We start from the raw sequence: 16983 nt of genomic DNA on the forward strand, positions 1-16983 counted from the left end.
GAAGGGCCGCAGAGGTCCAGTCGCACCCACGCGGAAACGGGGTCCGGATATGGGACGACCCCCGCCAGGGGGGAGGGACGGGGGTCGTCAATGGTTCAGTCCCGGGGGGTCGGACTGAACCCGTCCGTCGAACCGGACTCTCCTACTGTATCCCCATGCGCCAGTGCCGCGCGCAACTTCCGCAACAGCCGCGGGCCAAGTTTCGGTAACCGTGCAGCGCAACGGATTCGTACACGAACGAAATGCCGCCCGAACGGCCTACCGGCGAGTACACCTAAGCTGGGCCACATGAGCCGGATCGCCGCCTTCTTCGACCTCGACAAGACCGTGATCGCGAAGTCGAGCACGCTGGCGTTCAGCCGACCCTTCTTCCAGGAGGGGCTGATCAACCGCCGCGCGGTCCTGAAGAGCGCATATGCGCAGTTCGTGTTCATGCTCGCCGGCGCGGACGCGGATCAGATGGACCGGATGCGGGCGCACATCACCGCGCTCGCGGCCGGCTGGGACGTCGAGCAGATCCGCAGCATCGTGAGCGAGACGCTGCACGACATCGTCGATCCGCTCGTCTACAAAGAAGCGACGCAGTTGATCGCCGACCACAAGGCGGAGGGCCACGACGTGGTCATCGTCAGCGCGTCCGGCGCGGAACTGGTCGCCCCCATCGCCCAGATGATCGGGGCGGACTACAGCGTCGGCACGAAGATGGTGATCCAGGACGGCCGCTACACCGGCGAGGTCGAGTTCTACTGCGCCGCCGACAACAAGGCCGTCATGATCAAGCAGCTCGCCGCCGAGCACGGCTACGACCTCGCGAAGAGCTATGCCTACTCGGACAGCGTCACGGACCTCCCGATGCTGGAGGTCGTCGGCCACCCGACGGTCGTGAACCCGGACAGGGGCCTGCGCCGCATCGCCGCCGAGAAGGACTGGCCGGTGCAGCAGTTCGTCGACCCGGTGAGCCTGCGCGGCCGCATCCCCACCCCGTCGGGCAAGGCAGTGGCGGTCACCGCCATCAGCCTCGGCGCCGTCGCGGCGGCCGGCGCTGCCTGGTACGGACTGCGCCGCAAGCGCAACAACGGCTGAAGTCAAGCCCTGGCAACCACAAGCACCGGGAAGTGAGCGGTACCGGCGAGTAGCGGCAACGCGCCGCGCACGTGGTGCCCGCGTGAGTGCACGTCACCGCCCGCCCAGCGGTACCCGAACACGAACACGCGCTCACAAATCCAGAAACGCCAGTACTTTCACTACTGAACGTGGCTTGAACGGTGCACCCGTCCGAGCCCTTGCTGTGACCGGGCCCACGCACTTAAATGGGTGGTGCGGACCTCCGGTCGGCCAGGGACCTGGCGAAGAGAAGCCAGACTCCACCCCGGCAGAGCTCCGTGCGCGGACTTCGAGTACCCACGCGCAGCACGCCGCGGGAGGCTTGTCGTCTAGGGCCTGCGTACCGGGACGCCGGACGCCGAGGCCAGGGTTGTACGACACGAGTTGCACGCTTGGTAACTCGCAAGCCCGCGCTGAAGACGGGGCGCCCTCTCGGGGGCGCCCCGTCTGCTTGTTCCGTCAAAAACTGCCACCGAACGGCACAATGGCCATCCGTTGACCCACCCCACTGTCGTGGGTAACTTGCGAAATGCGCCAGTTATCTGTGGGAACATCACCGGGAGGCTCTTCCAAGTGCGGAAAATCGCCGCGTTGACGCTGGTCACTGCCATGGTCGCCCTCACGCCGGTGGCGAGAGCGGACGCCTCCGTGACCACGCTCCGCGGGATGTCGCTGGAACAGAAGGTCGGCCAGCTCTTCGTCACGTACGTCAACGGCCAGGCCGCCGACGTCCCGCACCCCAAGAACCAGACGGACTTCGGAGTGGCGACGGCCGCGGACATGGTGCGCAAGTACCAGCCCGGCGGCGTCATCTACTTCAACAACTCGAGCCGCGACAACGTCGACACCCCGAAGCAGATCGCGGAGCTCTCCAACGGCCTGCAGAAGGCCAGCCGCATCCCGCTGCTCATCTCGACGGACCAGGAGATGGGGCTCGTCACCCGCATCGGCCCGCCGGCCACGCAGCTGCCGGGCAACATGGCCCTCGGCGCGGGCAGGAACGTCAAGGACGCCGAGGAGGCCGCGCGCATCACCGGCCAGGAGCTCCGGGCGATGGGCATCAACCAGAACTTCGCCCCGGACGCGGACGTCAACTCCAACCCGGCGAACCCGATCATCGGCGTGCGCAGCTTCAGCAGCGACCCGAAGCTCGCCGCCGACATGACCGCCGCCCAGGTCCAGGGCTACGAGGGCCGCCGCTGGTTCGATATGACCTCGGTGACCTCGACCGCCAAGCACTTCCCCGGCCACGGCGACACGTCCGAGGACAGCCACACCGCCCTGCCGGTCTCGAACCGCAGCCTCGACCAGTGGCGCCAGATCGACGCGCCGCCGTTCAAGGCCGCCATCGCCGCGAAGATCGACTCGATCATGACCGCGCACATCCAGGTGCCGCAGATCGACCCGTCCGGCAACCCGGCGACGCTCAGCCCGAAGATCATCACCGGCCTGCTGCGCGACGAGCTGAAGTACGACGGCGTCGTGGTCACGGACTCGCTGGAGATGGCGGGCGTCCGCAAGCTGCACTCCGACGCCGAGATCCCGGTGCTGGCCATCAAGGCGGGCGTCGACCAGCTGCTGATGCCGCCGAACCTCGGTCTGGCCATCGACAGCGTGATCAAGGCCGTCCGCAGCGGTGAGATCACCGAGAAGCGCATCGACGAGAGCGTCCTGCGCATCCTCAAGATGAAGCTCCTGCGCGGCGTCATGCTCACCGCCGAGACCGACGTGAACCAGGTCGACCGCATCGTCGGCTCGAACACCGAGAAGGCCCAGGCCATCGCCGACCGCACCATCACGGCCGTGCGCAACGACGGCCAGGCGATCCCCCTGAACGCCACCGCTCCCCTGGTCGTCGGCACCGCGGACGCCCCCACCGCGTCCCTGGCCACGCGCCTCAAGGGCACCAAGGTCGTCACCGCCACGAGCCCCACGCCGGCGCAGATCCAGCAGGCCGTGGCCGCGGCGGCGAACGCGGACAAGATCGTCGTGCTGACCAACAACGCGAGCACCAGGCCCGCCCAGGTCGACCTGATCAACCAGCTCGTCGCCACCGGCAAGCCCGTCATCGCGGCCGCCACGGGCAACCCGTACGACGTCGCGCACAGCAACGCCAAGACGTGGCTCGCCACCTACTCGACCACGACGGTCTCGATGGAGGCGCTGGCCAGGATCCTGCTCGGCGAGGCCAAGCCGCAGGGCAAGCTCCCCGTCGACGTCCCCGGCCCGACCCCCTACCCGTTCGGCCACGGGGTGACCTGGTGAGGCGGCGGAGCTTCCTCGCGGCGGGCGCGCTGTCCGTCCCCCTCGTCAGCGCGTCCACCGCGAACGCGGCCCCGAAGCTCGCCACCGCCGCCGAACAGCTCGCGAGTGACGGCTGGCGCAAGCTCAAGGGCCGCAAGGTAGGCGTGCTCACGAACCCGACGGGCATCCTCAAGGACCAGACGCACGTCGTCGACTCGATGGTCGCCCACGGCGCGAAGCCGACCGCCGTCTTCGGCCCTGAACACGGCTTCCGCGGCACGGCGCAGGCCGGGGGTTCCGAGGGCGACTACGCCGACCCGCGCACCGGCATCCCGGTGTACGACACGTACCAGGCCACCCCCGCCAAGATCCAGGCGATGTTCACGAAGGCCGGCATCGACACGGTCGTGTTCGACATCGCGGACGTGGGCGCGCGCTTCTACACCTACATCTGGTCGCTGTACCAGGCGATGGAAGCCGCCGCGAACCTCGACTTCATCGTCCTCGACCGCCCGAACCCCATCGGCGGCACGGCGAACGGCCCGCAGCTCGACCCCGCCTACGCCACCTTCGTGGGCCTCAAACCGATCGTGCAGCAACACGGCATGACCGTCGGCGAACTCGCCCGCCTCTTCAAGGGCGAGTTCGGCCTCAAGACCAACCTCAAGGTGGTCGACGTCCGGAACTGGCGTCGCAGCCAGCTCGACACGGGCCTGCCGTGGGTCCCGCCGAGCCCGAACATGCCCACCCAGGACACGGCGTTCGTCTACCCCGGCACGTGCCTGTTCGAGGGCACGGTTTTGTCCGAGGGTCGCGGCACCACCCGCCCGTTCGAGACGGTCGGTGCCCCGGACGTCGACTGGCGCTGGGCCGAGGCGCTGAACGCCCTGAACCTCAAGGGGATCCGGTTCCGCGAGACCTACTTCTCGCCGACGTTCAACAAGTTCCAGGGCAAGACCTGCGGCGGTGTCACCCTGCACGTCACCGACCCGCACGAGTTCGACGCCATCAGGGCCGCCGTCGCCATGCTGATCACCGCGAAGTCGTTGTACCCGAACGTCTTCGCGTGGCGGCCCGACAACTGGATCGACAAGCTCAGCGGCTCCGACCGGCTGCGCAGGATGATCGACGCCCAGGCTCCCCTGGACGAGATCACCGGTGCGTGGCAGCAGGAGCTGCAGCAGTTCCGCCGCACCCGCCAGCCCTACCTGCGCTACCGGTGAGGACGCCATGCTCATCCCTGCCCTGGCCGTCGCACTCGTGACGACGGCGGTCCCCGGCCACTTCGACCAGCCCCAGGACGGCTTCGCGAACCGCTGGACGATCCTGCGCGAGGCGAGACCGCAGTGGGCAGGCCTCGACCCGGCGCCGATCAACGCGGCCCTGGGGCAGCTCCGCGACTTCCAGAAACCGCAGGCCAACGGCAAACCGCTGTTCGCCGGCGCCGTGACGATGTACGTGCACAACGGCAAGATCGTCACGCACGACCGCACGGGCTACGCGGTTCTGTACGAGGACCAGCAGACCCAGCTGCCCGAAGCCGAACGCGTCCCGATGCAGAAGGACACGATCTTCGACTTCGCCTCCATCTCCAAGCTCTTCACGTCGATCGCGGTGATCCAGCAGGTCGAGAAGGGACGCGTCGCCATCGACGAACGCGTCGCCACCTACCTGCCCGAGTTCGGCGTGAACGGCAAGGAGAACATCACCGTCAAGCAGCTCCTCACACACACGAGCGGCCTCGAACCGTTCATCCCGTTGTGGCAGCGGTACCCGGACATCCCGTCACGCATCAAAGCCGTGATGGACGTGACGCCGAAGTCGACGCCCGGCACCACGTACGTCTACTCGGACCTGAACCTGATCACGCTCGGCGAGCTGGTCCTCAAGGTGAGCGGCAAACGCCTCGACCAGGCGGTCAGGGACGGCATCACCAAGCCGCTCAACATGAAAAACACCGGCTACAACCCGAAGTCCAAGGACCGCACGGCCGCCACGGAGTTCCAGTCGGCACCACCACGCGGCATCGTCCGCGGCGAGGTGCACGACGAGAACGCGTGGTCCCTCGGAGGAGTAGCCGGACACGCCGGTGTGTTCGGCACGGCGAAAGACCTCGCGGTCCTCGGCCAGACGATCCTCAACGGCGGCACGTACAACGGCCGCCGGATCCTCACCGAGCACTCCGTCGAGCTGATGCTCACGAACTTCAACCAGCAGTTCCCCGACAACGCCCACGGCCTCGGCTTCGAGCTCGACCAGCGCTGGTACATGGGCGCGCTCAGCGGACCGGGAACCGCAGGTCACACGGGGTACACCGGCACGTCGTTCGTGATCGACAAGGCCTCGCGCTCGATCGCGATCCTGCTGACCAACCGCGTGCACCCGAGCCGTGACTGGGGCAGCGTCAACCCGGCCCGCCGCGCGGTCGCCGACGGCCTGGCCAACGCGCTCGCCGTCGACTCACCCGGAAAGCAGTGGCGGGCAACGACTTCCGGCGGCACCCTCACCGCGGAACGCCCGGTCGAGGTCTTCGTGGACGTCGACAAGGGCGACAAGCTGACGATCCAGCACTGGAACGGCACGGACTGGCAGGACGCCCGCGTCCTCACGACGACCGGACGCCGTTGGGTGCCAACGGAATCCGTGAAGACGAGGTTCGTCTACACCAAGGCCGGGCAGTACAACGGCCGCGGCGTCTACGTGCACGCACGCGGCGACGTCACGGCCGAGGGCTGGTCAGCAGCACAGCGCTAGCACCTCGGTGAAGCCGTGGAGCGCCCGTGGGAACGCGGGCGCTCCGAAGCTCACCACCACACCGGTCCGGTCGTCGTCGCTCAGCTCGTGCCGGAACCACGAGAGAGGGCTGACCTCGATCCCGTGTTCCCGTGCGGTTCGCACGATCTCCTCTTCGTGAGGTGTCTCCAGCACGGCGTGCATCCCGGCCGCGATGCCGGACACCGACACGTACGGCGAGACGGCCTCCACGAGCCGGTCACGGCGCCCTTGGTACTTGAGGCGCATCCGCCGCACATGGCTGTCGTACCCGCCCGACGCCAGGAAGTCGGCCAACGTCAGCTGGTCGAGCATGCTGATGTGCTGCTCGCGGTCGGTCTTCAACGCCAGGATCGGGTCCACGTACCGGTCGGGCAGCACCATCCACGCGATCCGCAACGCCGGGGACAACGCCTTGCTCGACGTCCCGAGGTAGACGACGTGCTCCGGGTCCAGCCCCTGCACGGCGCCGACGGGTTGCCGGTCGTAGCGGAACTCCCCGTCGTAGTCGTCTTCCAGCACAACGCCGTTCACGCGCCGTGCCCACTCCACAGCAGCAGCGCGACGCCGTGGGTGCAACGGTCCGCCCAACGGGAACTGGTGCGCGGGCGTCAACACGCACGCACGCCGGTCGTCAGGCAGCTGCTCGGTGTTCGCGCCGTGGTCGTCCACCGCCAACGGCACCGTCGACGTCCACAGCGACCGGTGGAACCTCAGCCCGTACTCCTCGACGACGACCGGTGCCGCGAGCAGCCGGTCGAACATCTGCACGGCGCCGCCGAACCCCGAGCACACCACGATCCGCTCGGGATCGGCCCGCACGCCCCGTGCCCGTGCCAGGTACTCGGCGAGCTCCGTCCGCAGCTCGATCCGCCCCTGCGGGTCCCCCGGCCCGAACGCCTCCGAGGGCGCCGCCGTCAGCGCCCGCCGCGTCGACCGGATCCACTCCGCGCGCGGGAACTCCGTGACGTCCGGCGTCGACACCGTCAGGTCGAACCGCACGTCCGGCTCCTGCGCCTGGCGCGTCACCGGCGCGGGCGGCGCGACTCGTTGCGCGACAACGGTTCCCGACCCCTGACGCGCGGTCAGCCACCCTTCCGCGACGAGCTCCGCGTACGCCTCGGCCACGGTGTTGCGCGCGATCCCGAGGTCGAGGGCGAGCGACCGCGAGGCCGGCAGCCTCGTGCCGGGAGGCAGCCGCGCCGATCGCACCGCTTCCCGCAGCGACGCCGTCAGCCGGTGCCGCAGGCCACCCGGTCCGGACAGGTCCAGGTGGAAGTCGAGATTGGCCCACGATTGCACGTGGAGATTGCACCATGCCCAGGGCCAATGGGCGTCATAGGTTTTCAGCCATGACGAACCGCATCGACCTCGCCAAGCGGGCACCGAAGGTCTACCGCGCCATGATCGCCCTCGACGCCGCCGCCCGCGAAGGTCTCGACGAGCAGCTCGCCGAACTCGTGCGGATTCGCGCCTCCCAGCTCAACCACTGCGCCTACTGCCTCAACATGCACACGGCCGACGCGCGGATGGGCGGCGAGTCCGAGGCCCGCATCTACCTGCTCAACGCGTGGGAGGAGGCAGGCGACCTCTACACCGAGAAGGAGCAGGCGGCACTGCGCCTGACCGAGGCCATCACCGTCCTGAGCAGCCACGAGTACGTCAACGACGACGTCTACGAGCAGGCCGCGAAGCACTTCGGCGAGGACGAGCTCGCGCAGCTCATCGCGTTGATCTTCACCATCAACTCGTGGAACCGGATCGCGGTCTCCACGCGCAAGAAGCCCGCCGTCCGCTGACTCCTGCCGACCGAGTGACTTTCGGACACACTCCGTTGACCGTTGAACTGGCGGTTAGTAAGTTTCCCACGTGTCCACTGAGAGCAGTGCCGAATCCAGCCCATTGGTGAAGATCCGGTCGTTGTTGCCGGGTCTCGCGCGCGCGGAGCAGCGCGTCGCGAAGGTGGTGCTGGAGAACCCCGGAACTGTCGCGCACCGCAGCATCACCGAGGTCGCCGAGCAGGCGGGCACCAGTGAGACGACGGTGACGCGGTTCTGCAAGGCCATCGGCGTCGGCGGGTACCCGGAGCTGCGCATCGCGCTCGCCGCCGACACGGCCCGCAGCCAGGCCAGGGCCAACCACGACATGGGCGGCGACATCGGACCGGGCGACGACCTCAAGCAGGTCGTCGGCAAGGTCGCGTTCGCCGACGCCCGCGCCGTCGAGGAGACCGCCGAGCAGCTCGACGTCGAGTCGCTCGACAAGGTCGTCCAGGCGGTCGCGGGCGCCCGCCGCGTGGACGTCTACGGGTTCGGTGCCAGCGCTTTCGTGGCGTTCGACCTGCAGCAGAAGCTGCACCGCATAGGGCTCACCTGCTTCGCGTGGAACGACACGCACATCGCGCTGACGTCCGCCGCCGTGCTGACCGAGGCGGACGTCGCCGTCGGCATCTCGCACACCGGCTCGACCGCGGAGACCGTCGAGGCCCTGCGCGTCGCCCGCGAGACCGGCGCCACCACCGTCGCGCTGACGAACTTCCCGCGCTCGCCGATCACCGAGGTCTCCGACCACGTGCTGACCACGGCCGCGCGCGAGACCACGTTCCGCTCGGGTGCGATGGCGAGCCGCATCGCCCAGCTCACGGTGATCGACTGCCTGTTCATCGGCGTCGCCCAGCACCACGTCGACACGGCGAAGACGGCGCTGGAGGCGACCTACGAGGCGGTGTCGGGACACCGGCTCGGCGCGAGACCGGACGGCCGGCGGCGGCCGCGGGAGACGTCTAAATGACCTCCCCCCGGGACGGTGTGGTGGTGCGCGTGGAGTCTCCGACCGAGCAGCGGAACCCGCGCACCGCGGACATCGACCGGGTGGCCACGATCGACGTGCTCCGCATGATCAACGACGAGGACCGCACGGTGCCGGCGGCGGTGGCGCAGGCGCTGCCGGACCTGGCCCGCGCGGTCGACCTCGGCGTCGAGGCGATCATGTCCGGCGGCCGCGTGCACTACGTCGGCGCGGGCACGTCGGGTCGCCTGGCCACGCTGGACGCCGCTGAGCTCGTGCCGACGTTCAACGTCCCCTCCGACTGGTTCGTCGCCCACCACGCGGGCGGCCCGGAAGCCCTCGTCCGCGCCGTCGAGGAGGTCGAGGACCACTCGGGTGCCGCCCAGATCCTGCGCCACGCGACCTCGAAGGACCTGGTCGTGGGCGTGACGGCGTCCGGGCGCACGCCGTTCGTGATCGGCGCGCTGCAGGAGGCGCAAGCGCTTGGCGCCCACACCGTGCTGGTCTCGAACAACGCCTCGGTGCCGTTCACGCCGGACGTCCTCGTCGCGCTGAACACCGGCCCTGAGGCCATCGCCGGCTCCACGCGGATGAAGGCGGGATCGGCCCAGAAGCTGGTCCTGACGTCGTTCTCCACGGCGGTGATGGTCAAGCTAGGCCGCACCTATTCGAACCTGATGGTCAGCATGCGCGCGACGAACGCGAAGCTGCGCGGCCGGACCATCCGGATCCTGCACGAGGCCACCGGGCAGTCCGAGAACGCCTGCGAGCAGGCGCTGGCGGACGCGTCCGGCGACCTCAAGGTGGCGCTGGTGCACCTGCTGTCCGGTGCACCGACCGAACGTGCGGCCGCCGCGTTGGAGGACACGAAGGGCCACGTCCGCAACGCGCTGGACCGGCTAGCGGGTTAGGTCGGGGCCGAACACCTCGTAGTGGATGTCGGTGACGCCCAGCTCGATCAGCTGGGCCCTCATCGCGCGCAGGAACGGCACCGGTCCGCACAGGTAGGCGGTGGTGTCCGCCGGCACCTCGACCCCGGCGAGGTCGACGAACCCGGTCCTGTCCGCGGGCCAGTCCCCGATCGGCCGTTCGTAGAAGACGTGCGCCCGCGCGTCCTCCAGCTTGGCCACGAGCTGGGCGAGCTCCGCGCGGAACGGGTGCGTGAGCTGGTCGCGGTCGCCGTGCACCGCGATCACCTGCCGTGGCGAGTCGGTGAAGGCCAGGTCGGCGAGCATCGAGATCATCGGAGTGCAGCCGATCCCCGCCGACGCGAGCAGCACCGGCCCGTCGCCGGGCTGCAGCGTCAGGTCCCCGGCCGGCTGGCTGACCAGCACGGTGCTGCCGACCGGCACGTTGTCGTGCAGGTGGTTCGACACCTCGCCGTCGCGCTTCACCGAGAACCGCAGTGCGTCGTCGGACCGTCCGGACAGGCTGTACTGGCGGATCTGCCGGGCACCGTCGGCGAGCGGCACCTGCACCGACACGTACTGCCCCGGCTCGCCCGCGCGCACCTGGCCGTCGAGCGGCCTGACCACGAACGTCACGACGTCGTCGGTCTCCTGGAACCGCGCGATCACCCGGTGCTCCTGCTGCCCCTGCGGCAGGAACCGCTCCAGGCCGGTCAGCGTGTCGGCCATCAGCCAGTAGACCTCGCTCCACGCCGCCGCGACCTCGGCGTCCACGTCGAGAACCTCGGCGACGGCACCGAGCAGGTGCTTGTGCACGACCGCGTACTGGCCGGGCGTGACGCCGACCGACACGTGCTTGTGGGCGATGCGCCGCAGCATCGCGTCGGGCGTCTGACCGGCGAGCAGACCGGACGCGAAGGCGGCGATCGAGCCCGCGAGCGCCTGCGACTGCGTGCCGTTGGCCTGGTTGCCGCGGTTGAACATGTCGCGCAGCAGGATCGGGTGCTCTTCGAACATGCGCTCGTAGAACAACGCGCTGATCTCGCCGATAGCGGCACCGACGGCGGGCAGGGTGGCTTCGACCAGCTCGGCCGACTTCGAGGACAACATCGTCTTCCTCACTTCAGCTGCAGGGTGAGCAGCACAGGACCGGTGGGATCAGCGACGAGGTCCTCGACGCGCAGTGGATCGAGCGAGGCGTAGAACGCTTCCTGGGCCTGGCGCAGCGCACGCCGCAACCGGCAGGCGGAGCTCAACGGGCACGGCACGTCGCCCTCGCAGTCGACGACGTCGCCCACGCCTTCCAGCTGCCGCATCAGGTGGCCGATCGAGCCGGAGCGGCCCTGGTCGGTGAGCGCGAGCCCACCGCCCCTGCCGCGCCGCGCCTCCACGACGCCTAGGTGCTGCAACTGGGCGACGACCTTGGCCGCGTGGGTGTACTGCACGCCCATGACCTCGGCGACTTCCCGTGTGGTCGGGTTCGCCGGGCCGGCGACGGCCAGCCGCATCACGATCCGCAGCGCGATGTCGGTGCTCTTGGTCAGCCTCACGGAGCCGACGTTAGCTTAATTGGAATCTCAGATGCATGTTATCCGGGCAACACCGGACGCCACGGGATCGGCGTCGACAGCACCATTGCGCTGGACGTCTCCCCGTGGGCGGCCAGCCGGACCAGCAGGCGTTCCAACTCCACGATGGACGTCGTGACGACCTTCACAACCGAGCAGATGTCCCCGGTCAGCCGAACGACCTCGACCACCTCGGGGAGGTCGTCGAGCAGTTCCGGGTGCACCGTGATGCACCGGGGGCCGTAGCACTTCATGCGCACCAACGCGACGACCGGACGTCCGACGACGGTGGGGTCGACCACGGCGCGATAGCCGGTGATCGCGCCCATGTTCTCCAGCCGGCGCACCCGCTGGGCGACCGTCGGTGGCGAGACGTGGACTCGACGCGCGAGCTCGTTGTACGACAGGCGCGCATCCTCTTGGAGCGCCTCCAACAGGGCCTTGTCCACCTCGTCCAACATGAACGCAAAGCTACTCGGCGATCCGTTTTGCGTTTGGAAGAACTTTGGCGCGAACGCCTTTCGTCGCCCATTCAGGTGACGAGCGGTTCCGGCGACGATTGAGCCATGAGCTGCCCCGTGTCCCCCAAGCTGGATTTCGGCGGCACCACGCCGTACGAGGACTACGTGCACGCGTCGGTGTTGCACACCCTTCAACAGCAGTGGTCCAAAGATCCGCGCGAGATGTCGTTCCTGGTCATCACGCAGGTGATGGAGCTGTACTTCGGGTTGCTCTGCTTCGAGTGGAGGCAGGCCCAGACCGAGCTGCGCGCCGACGACCTGCGCGCGGCCGTCCGCACCCTGCGCAGGTCCGACCTGCACCTCCAGGCTCTGTCCGCGGCCTGGCGGCCGATCGCGCGGATGACGCCGACCGAGTTCAACTCGTTCCGCGACGCGCTCGGCGAGGGCTCCGGCTTCCAGAGCGGCATGTACCGCGAGATGGAGTTCCTGCTCGGCGAGAAGTCCAGGTCGATGCTCGTGCCGCACCGCGCGGTGCCCGCGATGCACGACCAGCTGGAGAAGTCGCTGGGTGAGCCGTCGCTCTACGACGACGTGCTGGCCGCGTTGCGGCGCAAGGGTTTCGACGTCCCGCAGGCCGTGCTGGACCGCGACCTGACCCAGGCCTACGAGCCGTCCGCCGAGGTCGAGCAGGTGTGGGCGGCGATCTACCGCGGCGACGACCGCGACCTGCTGGAGCTGGGCGAGGCGCTGACCGACATCGCCGAGGAGTTCGCGCGCTGGCGCTACGACCACCTGCTCGCGACGCGTCGTTCGATGGGGTCGAAGGTCGGCACGGGTGGCTCCGCTGGTGTTGCATGGCTGGAGAAGCGCACCCAACGGGCGGTGTTCCCCGAGCTCTGGACCGCGAGGAGTTACGTGTGAGGCGTGAGCTGTTCGACATCCCCGAAGGTGTCATCTACCTCGACGGCAACTCGCTCGGCGCACCACCGAGGCACGTCGCCGCGCGGATGCAGGAAGTCGTTGCGCACCAGTGGGGAACGCGGCTCATCCGGTCGTGGAGCGAAGGCTGGTGGGAGGCACCGCAACGGGTCGGCGACCGCGTCGGCCGGCTGATCGGGGCCGCTCCCGGACAGGTCGTGGTCGGCGACTCGACGTCGGTCAACGTCTTCAAGGCGTTGATGGGCGCGGTGAAGGACACCGACCGCACCGAGATCGTGTGCGACGAGTCGACGTTCCCGACCGACGGCTACATCGCGCAGTCCGTGGCCTCGTTGACAGGTATGAAGATCCGTGCTGCGCATCCGTCCTCTTTGGACCTGACGGGCGACACCGCCGTGGTGCTGCTCAACCAGGTCGACTACCGGACCGGCGAGCTGCACGACATGAAGGCGCTCACCGAGCAGGCGCACGCCGCCGGGGCGCAGGTCGTCTGGGACCTCTGCCACAGCGCGGGCGTGCTGCCGATCGAATTGGACGCCCTCCAAGTCGACTTCGCGATCGGCTGCACCTACAAGTTCCTCAACGGCGGACCGGGCTCGCCGGCGTTCATCTACGTGCCGAAGCACCGGCAGGCGACCTTCGAGAACCCGCTCTCGGGCTGGAACGGGCACCGCGAGCCGTTCGGCATGAAGCCGTCCTACGAACCGGATCCCGGCATCGCGCGCGCACGCGTCGGCACGCCGGACATCCTGTCGATGCTGGCCCTCGACGCGTCACTGGACGTGTGGGACGACGTCGACCTGGTCGAGCTGCGGCAGCGCGGGCTGGCCCTCACGGCCCTGTTCCGCGAGCACGTCGAGAAGCTCACGAACCTCGAAGTGATCACGCCCGAGAACCGCGGCAACCAGATCTCGGTGCGCTGCCAGGACGCCAGGGCCGTGATGGACGAACTGATCGCGCGCGGGGTCATCGGCGACCACCGGCCGCCGGACGTCCTGCGGTTCGGGTTCGCCCCGCTCTACGTGACCGACGAGGACGCGATCAAGGCCGCCGAGACGCTGGCGGAGATCACCCGGTGAGCGCGGCGTCCGCGATGCTGCGAGCCTCGCGGGCGCCCGCCTCCAGCGCCGAGCAGACGAACAGGATCCACTGGGCCAGGCCTTCGAGAGACCCGGACGCGAACGCCACGGACGCCGCCTCGTACTCCGACGAACGCCGCAGGCACGCCACCTCCGGCACGCCGAGGCCCTTGGGGTCGAGCCCCGTCGAGATCGACGTCATCCGCGCGGCCGCACGGGCGACGACCCCGTTGGCGACGTCGAACGGCGCCAGCCCGAGCAGTTCGCCGTGCACCACCGCGACGACGATCGGCGCCGGCACGGACGTCCCGCCGGTGACGAGCGAGCCCAGGAGGTCCAGCCGCTGCGACACGTCCTGCGAGACGCGCGGCCGTCCGACGTCGGTGGTCAGGTCGGCGGCGGCGAGGACGTGCAGCTTCGCGAGGGCCTGCAACGGCGCGCGCTGCCAGGTCGCGACCAGTCCGCCCAGCGCCTCGGCGATCCGCAACGACCCGGCGAGCACCGGGTCGGAGACCTCGCCGGACTCCGGGATCTCGGTCGGACCGCCCTCCAGAGCCGCCGACGCACGGGCCGCGCGGACGGACGCCTCCGCCGCCGTCGTGGCCCAGCCGCGCAGGTTCACCCGATGGCGGTGCACCTGGAAGACGGCGTCCTTGGCGGCGTTCGCGGCGTCTGCCACGCCGGGCAAGGAAAGCAGCGGAGCGAGAGGATCGGTCACGGTCGCGCAGAGTACCTGACCAGGTGAAACCCGTGACCCAGCTCACTGAGGGGACCGTTGAGCGCGCAACTTCGTCCGTTCAACGCGCCACACGTGCCCGGACCAGACAAAACGGGTTACACAATGACAGCCGTGTAACCGACCTCCCCAGATTGGTCTGAACCTTTTTGGGGAGGAACCTGTCGGAAGTGAACTGGCTCGCACTACGGTCAGTACCCGCATCCCCGACAGGTCTGGACTTTCCAGGAGGTCTCGCACCATGACGCAGTCGCCAGGCCAGGGCAACGCTCTGGACAACCTGCTCACGGAGAGCAGGACGTTCCCGCCTTCCGACGAGTTCGCGGCACAGGCGAACGCACAGCCCGCGCTGTACGAGGAGGCGAAGGCCGACCGCGAGGCGTTCTGGGCGAAGCAGGCGGAACGGCTGCACTGGGAAACCAAGTGGGACCAGGTGCTCGACTGGTCCGGCGCGCCGTTCGCCAAGTGGTTCGTCGGCGGCAAGCTCAACGTCGCCTACAACTGCGTGGACCGCCACGTCGAGTCCGGCCACGGCGAGCAGGTCGCCATCCACTGGGAGGGCGAGCCCGGCGACAGCCGCGCCATCACCTACGCCGAGCTGCAGCGCGAGGTCTCCAAGGCCGCGAACGCGTTGACGTCGCTGGGCATCGGCGCCGAGGACCGCGTCGCGATCTACATGCCGATGATCCCCGAGGCGATCTTCTCGATGCTGGCCTGCGCCCGCGTCGGCGCGCTGCACAACGTCGTGTTCGGCGGTTTCTCCGCCGAGGCGCTGCGCACCCGCATCCAGGACTCCGAGGCCCGGCTCGTGATCACGACCGACGGCCAGTACCGCCGCGGCAACCCGGCTCCGCTCAAGCCCGCCGTCGACGAGGCCGTCGCCGGCGCGCCGTCGGTGGAGAAGGTCATCGTCGTCAAGCGCACCGACACCGAGGTCGCGTGGACCGACAAGGACGTGTGGTGGCACGAGCTGGTGGACTCGCAGTCCAACCAGCACACCCCCGAGGCGTTCGACTCGGAGCACCCGCTCTTCATCCTCTACACCTCGGGCACCACGGGTAAGCCGAAGGGCATCCTGCACACGTCCGGTGGCTACCTCACGCAGGCGTCGTACACGCACAACTACGTGTTCGACCTCAAGCCGGACACCGACGTCTACTGGTGCACCGCGGACATCGGCTGGGTCACCGGCCACAGCTACATCGTCTACGGCCCGCTGTCGAACCGCGTGACGCAGGTCGTCTACGAAGGCACGCCGAACACCCCGAACGAGGGCCGGCACTGGGACATCGTGCAGAAGTACGGCGTCTCGATCTACTACACGGCGCCGACGCTGATCCGCACCTTCATGAAGTGGGGCGCGGACATCCCGGCGAAGTACGACCTGTCCTCGTTGCGGGTGCTGGGTTCGGTCGGCGAGCCGATCAACCCCGAGGCGTGGATCTGGTACCGCGAGAACATCGGCGGCGGCAAGGCCCCGATCGTCGACACGTGGTGGCAGACCGAGACCGGCGCGATCATGATCTCCCCGCTGCCCGGCGTGATCTCGACCAAGCCCGGTTCGGCGCAGCGCCCGCTGCCCGGCATCGGCGCGAAGGTCGTCAACGACGAGGGCGTCGAGGTCCCGCACGGTGGCGGTGGCTACCTGGTGCTCGACGAGCCGTGGCCGTCGATGCTGCGCGGCATCTGGGGCGACGAGGAGCGCTACCGCGACACGTACTGGTCGCGCTTCAAGGACCAGGGCTTCTACTTCGCCGGTGACGGTGCGAAGTACGACAACGACGGCGACATCTGGCTGCTCGGCCGCGTCGACGACGTGATGAACGTGTCCGGTCACCGCATCTCGACCACCGAGGTCGAGTCGGCGCTCGTGTCGCACCCGACCGTGGCCGAGGCCGCCGTCGTCGGCGCGTCCGACGAGACGACCGGTCAGGGCATCGTGGCGTTCGTGATCCTGCGCGGCGGCGCGGGCGCGGACGCCGGTGGTGCCGACGCGATCAAGGCGCTGCGCGACCACGTGGCCAAGGAGATCGGCCCGATCGCGAAGCCGCGTCAGATCATGGTCGTGCCGGAGCTGCCGAAGACGCGTTCGGGCAAGATCATGCGCCGCCTGCTGCGCGACGTCGCGGAGAACCGCACGGTCGGCGACGTGACGACGCTGGCCGACTCGTCGGTCATGGACCTGATCTCGGCGGGTCTGCAGTCGGGCAAGTCCGAGGACTGATTTTCGCTTCGAAACGTGACGGGCGTCCTCACCTGAGGGCGCCCGTTCGCGTTAAGATCGCAACAAGTGCTGTGGCGCGGAATCTTGCCGAGGCAATTCGCGGTCAGACGGGCGTCTCGTGGTGCCGCCCCCACGCCCCCGTACTGGTTGTACGGGGGCGT

General features: G+C 68.9%; 15 protein-coding genes. 10 read left to right on the top strand and 5 right to left on the bottom strand.

Annotation, left to right across the window (positions count from 1 at the left end; all coding sequences use genetic code 11):
* The first annotated feature begins 288 nt into the window (after window positions 1-288).
* The 4 genes from ACFWN2_RS43090 (at window position 289) to ACFWN2_RS43105 (ending at window position 6102) form a co-directional block, all read left to right on the top strand.
* Complete coding sequence (locus ACFWN2_RS43090) at window positions 289-1083, top strand: HAD-IB family hydrolase (RefSeq protein ID WP_382436451.1); 795 nt, start codon at window positions 289-291, stop codon at window positions 1081-1083.
* Window positions 1084-1713: 630 nt separating this feature from the next.
* Window positions 1714-3369 (top strand): glycoside hydrolase family 3 N-terminal domain-containing protein, encoded by a 1656-nt coding sequence (locus tag ACFWN2_RS43095; protein ID WP_382436469.1) that lies wholly within the window; start codon window positions 1714-1716, stop codon window positions 3367-3369.
* Complete coding sequence (locus ACFWN2_RS43100; protein WP_382436452.1) at window positions 3366-4571, top strand: exo-beta-N-acetylmuramidase NamZ domain-containing protein; 1206 nt, start codon at window positions 3366-3368, stop codon at window positions 4569-4571. Before ACFWN2_RS43095 ends, ACFWN2_RS43100 begins: the two co-directional genes overlap by 4 nt.
* Window positions 4572-4578: 7 nt before the next feature.
* On the top strand, window positions 4579-6102 hold the full coding sequence (locus tag ACFWN2_RS43105) for a serine hydrolase domain-containing protein (RefSeq protein WP_382436453.1): 1524 nt from the start codon (window positions 4579-4581) through the stop codon (window positions 6100-6102).
* Here the strand turns inward: ACFWN2_RS43105 and ACFWN2_RS43110 are convergent.
* Complete coding sequence (locus ACFWN2_RS43110) at window positions 6085-7422, bottom strand: PLP-dependent aminotransferase family protein (RefSeq protein ID WP_382436454.1); 1338 nt, start codon at window positions 7420-7422, stop codon at window positions 6085-6087. The two genes, ACFWN2_RS43105 and ACFWN2_RS43110, sit on opposite strands and share 18 nt — an antisense overlap.
* A gap of 50 nt (window positions 7423-7472) precedes the next feature.
* Between ACFWN2_RS43110 and ACFWN2_RS43115 the strand changes: the two genes are divergently transcribed.
* The 3 genes from ACFWN2_RS43115 to murQ all read left to right on the top strand — a co-directional run bounded on the left by ACFWN2_RS43115 (window position 7473) and on the right by murQ (window position 9818).
* On the top strand, window positions 7473-7919 hold the full coding sequence (locus tag ACFWN2_RS43115) for a carboxymuconolactone decarboxylase family protein (protein WP_382436455.1): 447 nt from the start codon (window positions 7473-7475) through the stop codon (window positions 7917-7919).
* 70 nt (window positions 7920-7989) lie between these two features.
* Complete coding sequence (locus tag ACFWN2_RS43120) at window positions 7990-8910, top strand: MurR/RpiR family transcriptional regulator (RefSeq protein WP_382436456.1); 921 nt, start codon at window positions 7990-7992, stop codon at window positions 8908-8910.
* Entirely contained in the window at window positions 8907-9818 is a 912-nt protein-coding gene (gene murQ / locus ACFWN2_RS43125; RefSeq protein WP_382436457.1) for an N-acetylmuramic acid 6-phosphate etherase, read from the top strand. The genes ACFWN2_RS43120 and murQ overlap by 4 nt, the downstream gene beginning before the upstream one ends.
* Here murQ and ACFWN2_RS43130 read toward each other — a convergent pair.
* From ACFWN2_RS43130 to ACFWN2_RS43140, 3 genes are read right to left on the bottom strand one after another with little or no spacing between them, the layout of a single operon-like run.
* Window positions 9807-10937, bottom strand: a complete 1131-nt coding sequence (locus ACFWN2_RS43130; protein WP_382436458.1) for a globin domain-containing protein — start codon at window positions 10935-10937, stop codon at window positions 9807-9809. The two genes, murQ and ACFWN2_RS43130, sit on opposite strands and share 12 nt — an antisense overlap.
* Complete coding sequence (locus ACFWN2_RS43135; protein WP_382436459.1) at window positions 10934-11365, bottom strand: RrF2 family transcriptional regulator; 432 nt, start codon at window positions 11363-11365, stop codon at window positions 10934-10936. Before ACFWN2_RS43135 ends, ACFWN2_RS43130 begins: the two co-directional genes overlap by 4 nt.
* Window positions 11366-11403: 38 nt before the next feature.
* The gene (locus ACFWN2_RS43140; RefSeq protein WP_211257779.1) at window positions 11404-11844 is read right to left on the bottom strand and encodes an Lrp/AsnC family transcriptional regulator; all 441 of its coding nucleotides are present in this window, start codon (window positions 11842-11844) and stop codon (window positions 11404-11406) included.
* Between the two features lie 105 nt (window positions 11845-11949).
* Between ACFWN2_RS43140 and ACFWN2_RS43145 the strand changes: the two genes are divergently transcribed.
* Window positions 11950-12765, top strand: coding sequence for a tryptophan 2,3-dioxygenase family protein (locus ACFWN2_RS43145; RefSeq protein WP_330855210.1), 816 nt, complete (start codon window positions 11950-11952; stop codon window positions 12763-12765).
* Window positions 12699-13862 (top strand): kynureninase, encoded by a 1164-nt coding sequence (gene kynU, locus ACFWN2_RS43150; RefSeq protein WP_382436460.1) that lies wholly within the window; start codon window positions 12699-12701, stop codon window positions 13860-13862. Before ACFWN2_RS43145 ends, kynU begins: the two co-directional genes overlap by 67 nt.
* Here kynU and ACFWN2_RS43155 read toward each other — a convergent pair.
* Window positions 13852-14580: an oxidoreductase gene (locus ACFWN2_RS43155; RefSeq protein WP_382436461.1), complete on the bottom strand. Its 729-nt coding sequence runs from the start codon at window positions 14578-14580 to the stop codon at window positions 13852-13854. The genes kynU and ACFWN2_RS43155 overlap by 11 nt on opposite strands.
* Window positions 14581-14839: 259 nt before the next feature.
* Here ACFWN2_RS43155 and acs point away from each other — a divergent pair, with 259 nt between their 5' ends.
* Window positions 14840-16822, top strand: a complete 1983-nt coding sequence (acs, locus tag ACFWN2_RS43160; RefSeq protein WP_382436462.1) for an acetate--CoA ligase — start codon at window positions 14840-14842, stop codon at window positions 16820-16822.
* Window positions 16823-16983 lie beyond the last annotated feature (161 nt).

The sequence above is a fragment of the Lentzea sp. NPDC058436 genome (assembly GCF_042721515.1).
GTDB lineage: Bacteria > Actinomycetota > Actinomycetes > Mycobacteriales > Pseudonocardiaceae > Lentzea.

Bases quoted from the DNA above. Each gene is read 5' to 3' on its own strand.
- kynU (WP_382436460.1), top strand. From the start codon at position 12,699: ATGGCTGGAGAAGCGCACCCAACGGGCGGTGTTCCCCGAGCTCTGGAC.
- ACFWN2_RS43115 (WP_382436455.1), top strand. From the start codon at position 7,473: ATGACGAACCGCATCGACCTCGCCAAGCGGGCACCGAAGGTCTACCGC.
- acs (WP_382436462.1), top strand. From the start codon at position 14,840: ATGACGCAGTCGCCAGGCCAGGGCAACGCTCTGGACAACCTGCTCACG.
- ACFWN2_RS43145 (WP_330855210.1), top strand. From the start codon at position 11,950: ATGAGCTGCCCCGTGTCCCCCAAGCTGGATTTCGGCGGCACCACGCCG.
- ACFWN2_RS43095 (WP_382436469.1), top strand. From the start codon at position 1,714: ATGGTCGCCCTCACGCCGGTGGCGAGAGCGGACGCCTCCGTGACCACG.
- ACFWN2_RS43140 (WP_211257779.1), bottom strand. From the start codon at position 11,844: ATGTTGGACGAGGTGGACAAGGCCCTGTTGGAGGCGCTCCAAGAGGAT.
- murQ (WP_382436457.1), top strand. From the start codon at position 8,907: ATGACCTCCCCCCGGGACGGTGTGGTGGTGCGCGTGGAGTCTCCGACC.
- ACFWN2_RS43105 (WP_382436453.1), top strand. From the start codon at position 4,579: ATGCTCATCCCTGCCCTGGCCGTCGCACTCGTGACGACGGCGGTCCCC.
- ACFWN2_RS43090 (WP_382436451.1), top strand. From the start codon at position 289: ATGAGCCGGATCGCCGCCTTCTTCGACCTCGACAAGACCGTGATCGCG.